This window comes from Serratia sp. CoH_134_PS_4 (assembly GCF_058190535.1).
This window is the reverse complement of sequence record NZ_JBXWKI010000007.1, coordinates 137806-152806: the sequence shown is the minus strand read 5'-3', so window position 1 is coordinate 152806 and position 15001 is coordinate 137806. Positions and strand designations below refer to the sequence as shown.

General features: G+C 53.5%; 13 protein-coding genes and 1 tRNA gene. 11 read left to right on the top strand and 3 right to left on the bottom strand.

Annotated elements, in window-relative coordinates; genetic code table 11:
* Positions 1–600, bottom strand: coding sequence for an HD domain-containing protein (locus tag AC2FCQ_RS13165; RefSeq protein ID WP_490308371.1), 600 nt, complete (start codon positions 598–600; stop codon positions 1–3).
* 109 nt (positions 601–709) lie between these two features.
* Here AC2FCQ_RS13165 and AC2FCQ_RS13160 point away from each other — a divergent pair, with 109 nt between their 5' ends.
* From AC2FCQ_RS13160 to AC2FCQ_RS13130, 7 genes are all read left to right on the top strand, one after another.
* Positions 710–1174, top strand: a complete 465-nt coding sequence (locus AC2FCQ_RS13160) for a MarR family winged helix-turn-helix transcriptional regulator (protein WP_265556438.1) — start codon at positions 710–712, stop codon at positions 1172–1174.
* Between the two features lie 158 nt (positions 1175–1332).
* Positions 1333–1758: an organic hydroperoxide resistance protein gene (locus tag AC2FCQ_RS13155; RefSeq protein WP_209637900.1), complete on the top strand. Its 426-nt coding sequence runs from the start codon at positions 1333–1335 to the stop codon at positions 1756–1758.
* A 225-nt stretch (positions 1759–1983) separates the two neighbouring features.
* On the top strand, positions 1984–3678 hold the full coding sequence (gene eptB / locus AC2FCQ_RS13150; RefSeq protein WP_209637898.1) for a kdo(2)-lipid A phosphoethanolamine 7''-transferase: 1695 nt from the start codon (positions 1984–1986) through the stop codon (positions 3676–3678).
* A 368-nt stretch (positions 3679–4046) separates the two neighbouring features.
* A complete protein-coding gene (gene uhpA / locus AC2FCQ_RS13145; RefSeq protein ID WP_265556435.1) occupies positions 4047–4637 on the top strand; it encodes a response regulator transcription factor UhpA in 591 nt (196 codons plus the stop codon).
* Positions 4637–6178: a signal transduction histidine-protein kinase/phosphatase UhpB gene (gene uhpB / locus AC2FCQ_RS13140; protein ID WP_490308412.1), complete on the top strand. Its 1542-nt coding sequence runs from the start codon at positions 4637–4639 to the stop codon at positions 6176–6178. Before uhpA ends, uhpB begins: the two co-directional genes overlap by 1 nt.
* Positions 6179–6272: 94 nt before the next feature.
* Entirely contained in the window at positions 6273–7604 is a 1332-nt protein-coding gene (locus tag AC2FCQ_RS13135) for an MFS transporter (protein WP_209637893.1), read from the top strand.
* 120 nt (positions 7605–7724) lie between these two features.
* Positions 7725–7801, top strand: a tRNA-Pro gene (locus AC2FCQ_RS13130).
* A 54-nt stretch (positions 7802–7855) separates the two neighbouring features.
* Here AC2FCQ_RS13130 and AC2FCQ_RS13125 read toward each other — a convergent pair.
* Together AC2FCQ_RS13125 and AC2FCQ_RS13120 are read right to left on the bottom strand one after the other, a co-directional pair.
* The gene (locus tag AC2FCQ_RS13125; RefSeq protein WP_265556433.1) at positions 7856–8212 is read right to left on the bottom strand and encodes an HVO_A0114 family putative DNA-binding protein; all 357 of its coding nucleotides are present in this window, start codon (positions 8210–8212) and stop codon (positions 7856–7858) included.
* Entirely contained in the window at positions 8200–8496 is a 297-nt protein-coding gene (locus tag AC2FCQ_RS13120) for a toxin-antitoxin system TumE family protein (protein WP_265556432.1), read from the bottom strand. Before AC2FCQ_RS13120 ends, AC2FCQ_RS13125 begins: the two co-directional genes overlap by 13 nt.
* A gap of 372 nt (positions 8497–8868) precedes the next feature.
* On the opposite strand from AC2FCQ_RS13120, the gene chiA reads away from it, so the two are divergent.
* The 4 genes from chiA to dppC all read left to right on the top strand — a co-directional run bounded on the left by chiA (position 8869) and on the right by dppC (position 14991).
* Positions 8869–10560, top strand: a complete 1692-nt coding sequence (gene chiA, locus AC2FCQ_RS13115; protein WP_490308370.1) for a chitinase ChiA — start codon at positions 8869–8871, stop codon at positions 10558–10560.
* A 720-nt stretch (positions 10561–11280) separates the two neighbouring features.
* Complete coding sequence (gene dppA / locus AC2FCQ_RS13110; RefSeq protein ID WP_209637885.1) at positions 11281–12888, top strand: dipeptide ABC transporter periplasmic-binding protein DppA; 1608 nt, start codon at positions 11281–11283, stop codon at positions 12886–12888.
* Positions 12889–13057: 169 nt separating this feature from the next.
* Positions 13058–14077, top strand: coding sequence for a dipeptide ABC transporter permease DppB (gene dppB / locus AC2FCQ_RS13105; protein WP_209637883.1), 1020 nt, complete (start codon positions 13058–13060; stop codon positions 14075–14077).
* An 11-nt stretch (positions 14078–14088) separates the two neighbouring features.
* A complete protein-coding gene (gene dppC, locus AC2FCQ_RS13100) occupies positions 14089–14991 on the top strand; it encodes a dipeptide ABC transporter permease DppC (protein WP_209637881.1) in 903 nt (300 codons plus the stop codon).
* Positions 14992–15001: the final 10 nt, after the last annotated feature.

Below are 15001 nucleotides of genomic sequence, written 5' to 3'. Positions count from 1 at the left end.
TTACGCCGCGTCACTTTCCCGGTAGCGCTGGCGCGTATGTTCGAACCAGCTTGCCGGGACGTTATGCGGCGGTAATTGCAGCTTTTGCAGCCCCTGTTCGACAATGTGGTGCGCTTGCTGCCACAGCGTCGGATCGCCTTCGGTCAGCACGTCCAGCAACCGCTGTTTTTCGATCAGGTAGGTCCGTGCAAAATGGCTATCGTATTCAAGCAGTGAGCGGGTGTTGTCGATCATATCTGCCAGTTTGATGGTTTTGGCCTCTGGAGAAGCCGTGGCGCTGTGGCGTCGATCGCGATTTTTGCGTTCGAAGCGGTTACCGCTGCCGGTGCTGCTGACGTTGGTCAGCATCGCAACCAGGGCGGCGACCTGCGGCCCAAAATGGCTTTCGATATCGCTGAGCGTTGTGGGGGTATCTTCTACCGTGTCGTGCAGCCAGGCCGCGGCCAGCATTTCTTCACTGTGCGGCACGCTACTGACAATTTCCATCACTGCCTGCGGGTGAACAATATAAGCGTCATTAGTATATTTTCGGCGCTGATCAATCGCCGCATGCGCTTTAGTGGCGTAACGGCGTGCACGCTCTGCCAATGTGTTTGTCATGTCCATTCCCTCCACACAGCACTCTGCTGTGACATCCTCTGTTTTAAAAACGTAGCACAGGGTTTAAAAATAGCTTGCGATTACATCGTGCGCTACCTATATTCACAATATGAAAATCAAAGACGCCGAACAACCCCTTGCGAAAAACCTGCTGCTGCTCGATCAGCAGCTGTGTTTTGCCCTGTACTCCGCCAATCTGGCGCTGCACAAGGTGTATCGCAAACTGCTGAGCCAGCTTGAGCTCACCTATCCGCAATATTTGGTGATGCTGGTGCTGTGGGAACGGGACGAAGTCAGAGTCACGGACATTGGCGAGCGGCTGTTTCTCGATTCGGCAACGTTAACGCCATTGCTGAAACGGCTCGAGAGCGCAGGGTTGTTGGTGCGTTACCGTGCCACTGCCGACGAGCGGCAGGTGATTATCGCGTTAACTGATGCCGGGCGCGCGCTGCGTGAGAAAGCGCAGGCGGTGCCGGAAGCGGTGATGTGTGCCACCGATTGCAGCCTCGATGAAATCGTGAATATCAAGCAGCAGCTGGAAAAGCTGCGTGGCAAGTTGATCGATCAGATTTGACGACCGGTGCCAGACGCAGGATCGACGATCCTGCGCTACACTGAGAATACGTGGTCAATATAAGTAGTGTGCGATTTAATCGCAAAAGATATACCTGTGACCGGATTCAGACAATGGGATCCGATGTCATGCCTCCAACCCAAAAGAAGGAATGATTTATGTCGATTGAAAAAGTTGTTTACCGCGCTCATGCCACAGCAACCGGTGGCCGCGATGGCCGTGCGACCTCATCCGACGGCGTGTTGGATGTCAAACTGGGCGTGCCGAAGGAAATGGGCGGTGCAGGCGGTGACGTCACCAACCCGGAACAGCTGTTTGCCGCCGGCTATTCGGCTTGCTTCCTGGGGGCGCTGAAGTTTGTCGCGGCGAAAGAAAAAGTGAAAATCCCGGCCGATGCCAAAATTGACGGCACCGTTGGCATTGGTGAAATCCCCAATGGGTTCGGTATCGAAGTACAACTGGATATTACTCTGCCGGGTATCGAGCGCAGTGTGGCGGAAGACCTGGTGAAAAAAGCCCATGTCGTTTGCCCCTATTCCAACGCTACCCGCGGCAATATTGATGTCACGCTGAACATTAAATAAGTCTCTTACCGATACCATTAAAAAATGGAGGGTTTAATCTCTCCATTTTTTGTTTTGCCCACGCCGGTTTCGTCTCACAAAAAGCAGCAAAAAATGCCTGCCATTTGAGAATTCGCTTGATTATTACCCCCAAAATAGCGCTTATTGCCGAGCGGCTGAACCTGAGGCCACATTGAATGTCTGATTGATTCAGAACTGTTACAGTCCCCGGAGCCACCGCGTTAAATGAACAAAGTTAAATCGCTATCACAGCAGAATTTATCGTTATTGTTAGCGATCTATATCGGCATATTTTTAAACCTTTCCGTTTTTTATCGTCGCTTTGATTCGTTTTCACACGGCATTCAGGGGATTAAGGTTATTTCCGCGGTAACTGAGGTTATCGCCATCGTTCTATTCACCTTCTTTATTATGCGGCTGGTGTCGCTTGGCGGCCGGCTGTTCTACCGCATCACCGCTTCGTTGTTGGTTCTGATCTCCGTTGCGGCCAGTTATTACATGACGTTTTTTAACGTGGTGATTGGTTACGGCATTGTCGTTTCGGTGATGACCACGGATATCGATCTGTCTAAAGAAGTGGTTGGGATGCACTTTGTATTGTGGATGGTGGTGCTCAGTGCATTGCCGCTGCTGTGTATTTGGAAAAACAATCTGCGTTACACGCTGATTGAACAGCTAAAAACGCCTGGGCACCGAGTGAAGCCCTTGGTGGTGCTGGTGGCCGTGGTGGCACTCGTGTGGCTACCGCTGCGTATGCTGGACGACGAACAAAGTGCTCAGGAAAAAATCACCAATGTAGACCTGCCAAGTTACGGCGGCGTCGTGGCGCATTCCTATTTGCCATCCAACTGGCTGTCGGCGCTGGGGTTGTTTGCCTATACCCGTTACGACGAGAGCCAGGATCAGGCGACGCTGTTCGACCCGGCCAAAAATTTTACCTATGTGCCGCCAGCCGATATTGATGACACCTATGTCGTGTTTATCATTGGCGAAACCACGCGTTGGGATCACATGGGTATTCTTGGTTACGATCGTGATACCACCCCACGGTTGTCCAAAGAGAAAAATCTGGCGGCGTTCCGCGGTGAGTCCTGTGATACCGCCACCAAGCTTTCTCTGCGCTGTATGTTCGTGCGGGAAGGTGGGGCGGCCGATAATCCGCAACGTACCCTGAAAGAACAAAACGTGTTTGCGGTACTGAAGGAGCTGGGTTTCACTTCAGAGTTGTTCGCCATGCAGAGCGAGGTTTGGTTCTACAACAATACCGAAGTTAACAACTATTCGTTCCGCGAGATGATTGCCTCCGAGAAACGTAACGACGGTAAATCGGTTGACGATATGTTGCTGGTGGATGAAATGAAGGAGTCTCTGGCCCGCTATCCAAAGGGCAAACACATGGTGATCCTGCATACCAAAGGCTCACATTATCTCTATTCCCAACGTTATCCACGTAGCTATGCGCGCTATCAGCCTGAGTGTATCGGCGTCGATGACTTCTGTTCCAAGGATCAATTGATCAACGCCTTCGATAACTCGGTGCTGTATACCGACAGCTTTATCGCTAACGTGATTGATCAGGTGCGGGAGAAGAAGGCGATTGTGTTCTATTCGTCCGATCACGGTGAATCGATTGGCGAGAACTCGCACCTGCATGGCACGCCGCGTGAAATGGCCCCACCGGAGCAGTTCCGCGTGCCAATGATGGTGTGGGCGTCTGACAAGTTCCTGGAAGACCCGCAGCATCGCAGTGCATTTGAGCAATTGCAGGCTCAACAGCGTGTTGGCAAGACACATCGCCATGTCGAGCTGTTCGATACCATTCTCGGCTGCCTCGGTTACACCTCGCCAAACGGCGGCATCGTGGCGAAAAACAACTGGTGTAATATTCCTCAGGACAAAACGCCGGCAACACCGCTGTAATCTCTACAATACCGGGCGCGCATAGCGCCCGGTAAAAGCTGTTAATACCTTTCCTTCATCAATTAATCCGGCTCAGGCTTGCGGTATATACCCGTCATCTTTCACGTTGCAGCGTTGTTACCTGCTTACAAGACCCGTCCGTGGGTCTTGCCCCTTTGGGGCTGCTGCAAGCAGCGTTCAAATCTATTCCCGACAGATTTGTCGTTCACCCCAGTTACTGTAGGAGGCGAATAAATTCGCCCCGATTAATGCGGGCGCAGCATGCGGCGCCCCTACAATACCTGGGGATGAACGAGCTGTGCGCCTAGCTGCAACTTGAAAGCTATAGGGTATACTTGGGCACTTTCCCCCTCGAACTGGAGATTTCCATGACCTTGCGCGTGGCGTTTATTGACGATCATGACATTGTGCGATCGGGCTTTGTGCAACTGTTGTCGCTGGAGGCGGACATTCAAGTGGTCGGGGAATTCAGCAGCGCGACGCAGGCACGTGCCGGTTTGCCGGGTTTGGAGGCGGAGATTTGCATTTGTGACATTTCGATGCCGGACGGCAGCGGGCTGGATTTATTGGCGGATATTCCCTCCGGTATTCGCGTGGTGATGCTGTCGATGCATGATAACCCGGCGCTGGTGGAAATGGCCCTGGAACGCGGTGCCTGTGGTTTTTTGTCCAAGCGCTGTAAGCCAGAAGACCTGATCACCGCGGTGCGCACCGTCGCCAGTGGGGGCGTATACCTGATGCCTGAAATTGCCCAGCAGTTGGCGCGAGTCAAGGTCGATCCCCTGACGCGTCGCGAACGTGAAATCGCGCTGTTGCTGGCGCAGGGACAAGAGGTGCGGGAAATTGCTGCGGCGTTGGGATTATCGCCGAAAACGGTACACGTGCACCGCGCCAATCTGTTTGCCAAGTTGGGCATTAACAATAATGTCGAACTGGCGAAGCGGATGCTAAACCTGTGATGCAGCGCCTGATTACCCAACTGGCGCTGTTTTTTATCTATGCCACCAGTGCATTTTGCCTGTGGGGTATCGGCACGGCGCTAATCGATCCGCCGTGGCAGGCGCTGTTGTTATTCCCGTTTGGCCTGCGCATGGGCATTCTGCTGCAAAGCCCTTACCGCTTCTGGCCGGGTATTTTGCTGGCTGACTTACTGCTGATGGTGTTGTTGGCGGATCAATTCGGTTACGGGCCGGCGCTGTGGGCCTCGGTCGTGGTACTGGTGTTGACGGTACTGCTCAGCCTGGTGGCTTCCCCTTGGTTGCTGCGGCATCAACAAAGTGACAGCGAATGGCAATGGCCGCTGATGCAGGGGGCGGTGGTAGCGGCTGCCGCATTGCTGCAGGCGTTGGTGTGGCAGGTGGTTAACGGTGAAGGTGCCCGTGCGCTGTTGCTTGGGTTGGCGGGCGGTTTCACTATCGCCCCGACCTGTCTGTTGCTGTGGCATTATCTGGCGCGGCAGATCTGGGTGCCGCTCGAGCCGGGCCTGATTCATAAACCTGTGACCTTGCGGCTGCGCCATCTGGCCAGCTATTTGCTGTTGTTCGCACTCAGTATCTGGCTGCAACAGCAGGTGAACGCCGCCGAACTGCGCCGATTCGCGCCGTTTTGTCTGGCCATCCCGATCGTTTTTATGTCCTATCGCTATGGCTGGCAGGGGGCGCTGCTGGCGACGCTGCTCAACGGTGTGGTGCTGGTGGCCAACGAGCCGCCTCAACCGGAATCGCATCGCGATCTGTTGCTGTCGCTATTGGCCCAGAGTCTCACCGGTTTGCTGCTCGGCGCGGGGATTCAGCGCCAACGAGAGCTAAATCAACAACTCCGTTTGCGCTTGGCAGAGAACCGTCAACTGGCACGCGCGTTGGTGACAGCGGAAGAGCAGACTCGGCGTGAGGTTGCGCGGGAGCTACACGACGAAGTCGGGCAAACTATCACCGTGATCCGTACCCAAGCCAGTATTATCAAGCGTCTGGCGCCGCAGCCGCAGGTCATTGGCTGTGCCGAGGCGATAGATACGTTGGCGCTGCGGGTGTATGACGGCGTCCACGACGTACTGACGCAATTGTGGCCCGCTGCGCTGAATAATCTGCCGCTGTCGGCGGCGGTCGCGGCAATGCTGCGTGAGTCGTTGCCGCAAGATACGTCGTTGGTGAGTACGATGCAGTGGCAGGTACCGGATGCGTTGCTGGATGAAACGCTGAAAATTACCCTGTATCGGGTCTGCCAAGAGGGGGTGACTAACGTCTGCCGCCATGCCGCCGCCAGCCGCATTGAGCTGGATGCACATCTTCGCCATCGTAAAGGGCAACCACCGCAAATCTTGCTGACCATTCGCGATAACGGCATCGGTATCGATTTGGCCAATCATGAGCCGGGCTATGGTCTGCGCGGTATGCAAGAGCGTATCAGCGCACTGGGTGGCAGCCTGCGACTGACGTCGGGGAGCGGCACCTGTTTGAATGTGATCTTACCCACAGTTTCAGCGGCAGAAGGGCAAAACTAGGAAATACTCTTAGCCGCGTCGGGAATCCGGCGTACGTCATTTACGCGCGCGCGCAGCATGATAGCGGCACTTTTCCTATTCTCTGAGGTTTCACATGTGGTCTTTCCTTAAAAGCCGCCAGGATGTGCCGCCGGTTACCGATCAAAAACAGATCGATGCCAGCTATAAATACTGGCGTATCCAACTGATGTGGACGATGTACATCGGTTATGCCGCGTTTTACTTTACGCGCAAAAGCTTCAACTTCATCATGCCGGCGATGCTGAGCGATCTTGGCCTGACGATGTCCGATGTCGGCATCCTTGGCACGCTGTTTTACATCACCTACGGCTGTTCGAAATTTATCTCAGGCATGATCAGCGATCGTTCCAACCCGCGTTATTTTATGGGGTTGGGCCTGATCATGACCGGCATACTCAATATTTTCTTCGGACTTAGCTCTTCGTTGCTGATGCTGGGTACGCTGTGGATCCTCAACGCCTTCTTCCAGGGCTGGGGCTGGCCGCCATGCTCCAAAATTCTTACCAGCTGGTACTCCCGCTCCGAGCGCGGCGGCTGGTGGGCGATTTGGAACACCTCGCACAACTTTGGTGGCGCACTGATCCCCCTGCTGGTCGGCTTTATCTCGCTGCACTTCAGCTGGCGCTACGGCATGATTATTCCGGGCATCATCGGTGTGGTGTTGGGGCTGTTGATGTGCTGGCGTCTGCGCGACAAGCCGTCCACCATGGGGTTGCCTAGCGTCGGTAAGTGGCGTAACGACGCCATGGAGCTGGTGCAAGAATCGGAAGGCCAGGGGCTGAGCAACCGGGAAATCGTCAAGCGTTACGTGTTGACCAACAAATACATCTGGCTGCTGGCGGTCTCTTACGTCCTGGTGTACATCGTGCGTACCGCCATCAACGACTGGGGTAACCTGTACCTGACGCAGGAAAAAGGCTATTCGCTGATGACCGCCAACTCGGCCATCTCTCTGTTTGAAGTGGGCGGCTTTATTGGCTCGCTGGTGGCGGGCTGGGGGTCTGACAAACTGTTCCGCGGTAACCGTGGGCCAATGAACCTGATTTTCGCTATCGGTATCTTCCTGTCAGTCGCCGCGTTGTGGCTCATGCCGGGTGTGACCTTCCTGCTGCAGGCTGCCTGCTTCTTTGCCATCGGCTTCTTCATCTTTGGCCCGCAGATGCTGATCGGTATGGCGGCGGCGGAATGTTCGCACAAGGACGCTGCTGGCGCGGCAACCGGCTTTGTTGGCCTGTTTGCCTATCTGGGTGCGGCGTTGTCCGGTTATCCGATTGCCCGGATCATGGAAATTTGGCACTGGAACGGTTTCTTCGTGGTGATCTCAATCGCCGCCTGTTTGTCAGCGCTGTTCCTGCTGCCGTTCTTGCGCGCCCAATCACCGGCGTTGAAAACCGCGCAGGCGTAACGTCAAAGCGCGGTACAGGGCTCTGTACTGCGCTTTATGCCGCTTTTATCACCACTTGATTGGCCGGGGCAAGAAAGTGATTGACGCGTATTATCGTCAGCAGTAAGATGCGCCCCGCATCGGCGAGTAGCGCAGCTTGGTAGCGCAACTGGTTTGGGACCAGTGGGTCGGAGGTTCGAATCCTCTCTCGCCGACCACATTCGAAAAACCTGCTTTTTAAAGCAGGTTTTTTTTCGCCTGTTATTTGTTCTTCAGGCCGCTTTGCCTGTGACGAAGTCAAAATGGATTTCGTCATAAGAAAAGATTATCTTCGTGCCTTTCTTATCTAAGACACCGGCATTAAGCAAAGCCTGAACATCCGTATGCACGGCTTTGAAATCCCGATTGAGTCGTCTGGATAGCTCTCGAATTGACATGGCTTCCACGCCGGTCATTGTTTCTAGCAGCGTCATTCGATTCGTGTTCAGTAATACATAGGTCAGCGTTTTGACATCAGGGAATATTAGCCTGTTGCCTACATCAGTACCGGATAAGGCTTTGGAAAAATCCGTTTTAAGCCCGTCAATCGCCTGTTGGACAGGCATTACACTTACCATCAGAGTGCGCATTTTGGCCTCCTGAGCTGGTTTACTTCCACAACAAAATCATCAACCAGCCTGTTAATATCAATAAACTCTATCGGGATCTCGGCTGCACCCTGGTGCTTATGATCACCTTTACCCGCTTCATTGTCATAGCGTAATACGCATTTACCCTCTACCACATAGGCCAAACGGTATTTGTACTTGTGATTGCTGCCTCTCACTGAGGGAGTGACATCCCAGACAACCAGGCTGAGCAAACTGTTTGCATCCAACCAAATGCGTCTGTTCATTACGAGTGTCGCAGGCATTGAACATTCCTTGTTGATGTTTACGCTACCATCAAGTTAAATTTGATGTCAATGATGACATCATTGCTATGAAAAATAGTTGTCCTTTCCCTGTAATTAATTCACATTCCTTATTCCTATTGACAGCAGTTATTCATTGTTAAATAAATTCATCGCTGATTAATAAAACCCGGTTGATAGCCATCTTGTTTTAACGATTATTTTATCTATAGTCTGAATGCACAACGCGAGAATGATAATTCCCGCTGCGTGAAAAGATGCGTTTTTATTTACTTTAATCGGCCAGGATTATTGCGGGATTGTTTTGCTCCGATAATGGGCGGCCGTCATTAAATAGTTTACGTTTATCCTCTCGGAATAAAGGAATCAGTTATGCGCAAATTTAATAAACCTCTGTTGGCACTGTTGATCGGCAGCACGCTCTGCTCTGCTGCCCAGGCCGCCGCACCGGGCAAACCGACGTTGGCCTGGGGCAATACCAAGTTCGCCATTGTCGAGGTCGATCAGGCTGCGACGGCTTATAATAATCTGGTGAAGGTAAAAAATGCCGCCGATGTTTCTGTTTCATGGAATTTATGGAATGGCGATACCGGCACTACGGCAAAAGTCTTATTAAATGGCAAAGAAGTTTGGAGCGGTGCCTCAACCGGCGCTTCAGGTACGGCAAACTTTAAGGTGAATAAAGGTGGCCGTTATCAAATGCAGGTAGCCTTATGCAATGCCGATGGTTGTACCGCCAGTGACGCAACCGAAATTGTTGTGGCCGATACCGACGGCAGTCATTTGGCTCCCTTAAAAGAACCGCTGTTGGAAAAAAATAAGCCTTATAAGCAAGACTCCGGGAAAGTGGTCGGTTCTTATTTTGTTGAATGGGGCGTTTACGGCCGTAATTTCACCGTCGATAAATTGCCGGCGCAAAACCTGACGCATTTGCTGTATGGGTTTATCCCGATCTGTGGCGGTGATGGCATTAACGACAGTCTGAAAGAGATCGAAGGCAGTTTCCAGGCGTTGCAGCGTTCCTGCCAAGGCCGTGAAGACTTTAAAGTGTCGATCCACGATCCGTTCGCGGCGCTGCAGAAAGGTCAAAAGGGCGTTACCGCCTGGGATGACCCCTACAAAGGGAACTTTGGTCAGTTGATGGCGCTGAAGCAGGCGCGTCCAGACCTGAAAATCCTGCCATCGATCGGCGGCTGGACACTGTCTGACCCATTCTTCTTCATGGGCGACAAGGTGAAGCGCGATCGTTTCGTCGGCTCGGTGAAGGAGTTCCTGCAAACCTGGAAGTTCTTTGACGGTGTGGATATCGACTGGGAATTCCCGGGCGGACAGGGTGCTAACCCGAAACTGGGCAATGCGCAGGATGGGGCGACCTATGTGCAATTGATGAAAGAGCTGCGGGCCATGCTGGACCAGCTTTCGGCAGAAACCGGTCGCAAGTATGAACTGACCTCTGCCATCAGCGCCGGCAAGGACAAGATCGACAAGGTAGATTACAACACCGCACAGAACTCGATGGACCACATCTTCCTGATGAGCTACGACTTCTATGGCGCGTTCGATCTGAAAAACCTGGGCCACCAGACGGCACTGAAAGCACCATCCTGGAAACCGGATACGGCATATACCACGGTGAATGGCGTTAATGCGCTGCTGACGCAGGGTGTGAAGCCGGGCAAAATCGTCGTGGGTACGGCCATGTATGGCCGTGGCTGGACCGGTGTGAATGGCTACCAGAACAACATTCCGTTCACTGGCACCGCGACCGGTCCGGTAAAAGGGACCTGGGAAAATGGCATCGTGGATTATCGCCAAATCGCCAATCAGTTCATGAGCGGTGAATGGCAGTACAGCTACGACGCCACCGCCGAAGCGCCTTACGTGTTCAAACCTTCAACGGGCGATTTGATCACGTTCGACGATGCACGCTCGGTGCAGGCAAAGGGCAAGTATGTGTTGGATAAGCAGTTGGGTGGGTTGTTCTCTTGGGAGATTGACGCTGACAACGGCGACATTCTGAACAACATGAATAGCAGCCTGGGCAACAGTGCCGGCACGCCATAAATCGATTGTACGACGTTGCCGGGGGATATTTCTTTGCCCCCGGCTTTTTGGTAGAGGAAAGTTTTTTTACGGCGCAGTGATTGTGGCGTCTCTTCGATTAAAAAGTGCGGGAATGCCTCACCCTTTCGGGTAAGGAATCAGCATTTCATCCTGTCTTTAACGCCGATCACAAAAATAACCGTTCAGATATTCATCATTCAGCAACAAACTTTTTCCGTTTTTTATCGGAGTTAAACACCAGTAACTTTCAGGCATGTAGCCTATCGAACTAAAAATAACCGCATAGCATAATTTTTAATGCTGTAACTGTTAAAGAAAGGTTTTTTTTATGTTTGTTTGCTGTTTCTCACAGTCTGTGTAAATCCCTACTGGTTATATTGACGACACCCCAAACAGTTGGCAATTTGGTAGCCTCAGGGGTAAGAGCGAGAGTTGTTTGAGTGAATTCCACGCGCTCAGACGCCCCCACCGGGATACGTTCCACCCGGCTCTCTCGAGCAATTATCCCTTCCAGCCTTCGGGCACTGACTGCACAGGCCGCGCAATAAAAAATACAGGCTCTGGCGGTAATTACCCAATAGCTTTCGAGCTGCAGCAAGGCGGCAATCGAATGAATCCCCGGGAGCTTAGTTGACTGGGGTGAGAGAGCGCAGACAACGCCGCAGCAGTTTGAAAGATGCAGGGTATACACACATCACATCACATAATGGAGCACTCGCGATGACAAGTTCCTTGGGAAAAACAGGGATTCTGAAATTCGGTATCGGGCTGATTGCGCTGACCGTTGCGGCCAGCGTGCAAGCCAAGACGTTGGTTTACTGTTCTGAAGGTTCCCCGGAAGGGTTTAACCCGCAGTTGTTCACCTCGGGTACCACCTATGACGCCAGCTCGGTGCCAATTTACAACCGTCTGGTCGAATTCAAAATCGGTACCACCGAACTGCAGCCGGGCCTGGCTGAAAAATGGGACGTTAGCGAAGACGGCAAAGTCTACACCTTCCACCTGCGTAAAGGCGTGAAGTGGCAGAGCAGCAAAGACTTCAAGCCGACCCGTGACTTCAACGCCGACGACGTGGTGTTCTCCTTCGAACGCCAGTTGGACGCGAATAATGCCTATCACAAAGTCTCCGGCGGCAGCTATGAGTACTTTGAAGGCATGGACATGCCGAAGCTGATCGCCAAAATTGAAAAAGTGGATGATTCCACCGTGCGCTTCGTGCTGAACCGTCCGGAAGCACCGTTCCTGGCTGATCTGGGCATGGACTTCGCTTCCATTCTGTCTGCCGAATACGCCGATGTGATGATGAAGGCCGGCACGCCAGAGAAAGTCGACCTGAACCCTATCGGCACCGGTCCGTTCCAACTGCTGCAATACCAGAAAGACTCCAAAATTCTGTATAAGGCCTTCGACGGTTTCTGGGGCACCAAGCCGAAAATCGATCGTTTAGTGTTCTCCATCACGCCTGACGCTTCAGTGCGTTACGCCAAGCTGCAGAAAAACGAATGCCAGGTCATGCCGTTCCCGAATCCGGCGGATATCGCACGCATGAAGCAGGACAAAACCATCAACCTGATGGAACAACCGGGGCTGAACGTGGGCTACCTGTCGTTCAACGTTGAGAAAAAACCCCTGGATAACCTGAAAGTGCGTCAGGCGCTGACCCTGGCCGTCAACAAGCAGGCGATCATCGATGCGGTGTATCAGGGTGCAGGCCAGGCGGCTAAAAACCTGATCCCACCGACCATGTGGGGCTATAACGACGCGGTGAAAGATTACACCTACGATCCGGTCAAGGCCAAAGAGCTGTTGAAAGAAGCGGGCATGGCAGACGGTTTCTCCATCGATCTGTGGGCGATGCCGGTACAACGTCCGTACAACCCGAACGCACGTCGCATGGCAGAAATGATCCAGAACGACTGGGCGAAAATCGGCGTGAAAGCCAAAATCGTGACCTATGAGTGGGGTGAATACCTCAAGCGCGCTAAAGCGGGCGAACATCAGACGGTGATGATGGGCTGGACCGGCGACAATGGGGATCCGGACAACTTCTTCGCCACGCTGTTTAGCTGCGCCGCAGCGAAAGACGGCTCCAACTATTCTCGCTGGTGCTACAAGCCGTTTGAAGATCTGATCCAACCGGCGCGCGCCGAATCGAACCACGAAAAACGTGTAGAACTTTACAAGCAAGCTCAGGTAGTGATGCACGATCAGGCTCCGGCACTGATTGTCGCCCACTCCACCGTGTACGAGCCAGTGCGTAAGGAAGTGAAGGGCTACGTCGTGGATCCGCTTGGTAAGCATCACTTTGAGAATGTCTCTCTAGATTAATTCTGACCGTTCAGTCGGCGACACACGAATGGACTTGGCAGGGGCGCAACAGGTTGCGCTCCTGCTGAGCAGTCTCCGGCGTACGGCATCAGGGTTTTTCAAAGTGTGTGAGCTTTAATAAGCCTGGCGGACGATGAGCTGCCGGGCATTGATACAGAGAGTTCGGGATATGTTGCAGTTCATACTCCGACGTTTGGGGTTAGTTATCCCAACGTTTATCGGCATAACTTTGCTGACTTTTGCATTCGTCCATATGATCCCGGGTGACCCGGTGACCATCATGGCCGGGGAACGCGGGATCTCCGCAGAACGCCATGCACAGCTGATGGCGGAAATGGGGCTGGATAAACCGCTCTATCAACAGTATTTCACTTACGTATCCAACGTATTGCATGGTGACCTGGGTACGTCCCTCAAAAGCCGTATTTCCGTATGGGAAGAGTTTGTCCCGCGTTTTAAAGCGACGTTGGAACTCGGCGTCTGCGCGATGCTTTTCGCCGTGCTGGTCGGGATTCCGGTGGGGGTACTGGCGGCGGTCAGGCGAGGCTCGATATTCGATCATACCGCAGTGGGCATTTCACTGACCGGCTATTCGATGCCGATTTTCTGGTGGGGCATGATGCTGATCATGCTGGTGTCGGTGCAGTTAAACCTGACGCCGGTCTCGGGACGGGTCAGTGACACGGTGTTCCTGGACGATACCTTGCCGTTAACCGGTTTTATGCTGATCGACACCCTGATCTGGGGCCAGCCTGGAGACTTCATTGATGCTGTGATGCACATGATTCTGCCAGCAATCGTATTGGGTACCATTCCTCTGGCCGTTATCGTGCGTATGACCCGCTCCTCAATGCTGGAAGTGCTCGGCGAAGACTACATCCGTACCGCGCGTGCGAAGGGTGTGAGCCGCATGCGAGTGATTGTGGTGCATGCGCTCCGTAATGCCTTGTTGCCGGTAGTGACGGTGATCGGTCTGCAGGTCGGTACGATGCTCGCCGGTGCGATTCTGACGGAGACCATCTTCTCCTGGCCGGGGCTAGGGCGTTGGCTGATGGATGCGCTGCAACGTCGCGACTATCCGGTCGTTCAGGGCGGCGTATTGCTGGTCGCCTGTATGATTATTCTGGTTAACCTGCTGGTAGATGTTCTCTACGGCGTGGTCAATCCGCGTATTCGCCACAAGAAATAAGGGGCGCTCTGATGTCTCAAATCACTGAGTCTGTAGTTAAAGGTGCGCCGAAGCCAATGAGCCCGTTTCAAGAGTTCTGGCACTATTTCAAGCGCAATAAAGGGGCCGTCGTTGGCCTGGTTTACATCATTTTGATGTTCGTAATTGCCATTGGCGCCGGGGTACTGGCACCGCATGCACCGGCGGATCAGTTCCGTGATGCGTTGCTTAAGCCCCCGGTCTGGCAGGAAGGCGGCAGCTGGCAATATCTTCTTGGTACCGATGATGTGGGCCGCGATGTGCTGTCACGCCTGATGTACGGCGCACGACTGTCGCTGCTGGTCGGCTGTCTGGTGGTGGTGCTTTCGCTGATCATGGGCGTGGTGTTGGGCCTGCTGGCCGGTTATTTCGGCGGCGTGGTGGATGCTATCATCATGCGTATCGTCGACATCATGTTGGCGTTGCCGAGCCTGTTGCTGGCGTTGGTGCTGGTAGCGATTTTCGGCCCGTCGATCGTCAATGCTTCGCTGGCGTTAACCTTCGTCGCCTTGCCGCATTACGTACGACTGACACGGGCGGCGGTACTGGTGGAAGTGAACCGCGACTACGTCACCGCTTCGCGCGTGGCGGGGGCCGGTGCGCTGCGCCAAATGTTTATCAATATCTTGCCAAACTGCCTGGCACCGCTGATCGTCCAGGCTTCTCTTGGTTTCTCAAACGCCATTCTGGATATGGCTGCTCTCGGCTTTCTGGGTATGGGTGCGCAACCGCCAACGCCGGAGTGGGGCACCATGCTCTCCGACGTGCTGCAGTTTGCCCAAAGCGCCTGGTGGGTGGTGACCTTCCCCGGTGTGGCGATTCTGCTGACGGTGCTTGCATTTAACCTGATGGGGGACGGTTTGCGTGACGCTCTCGACCCCAAACTCAAGCAGTAACAGAGGACGA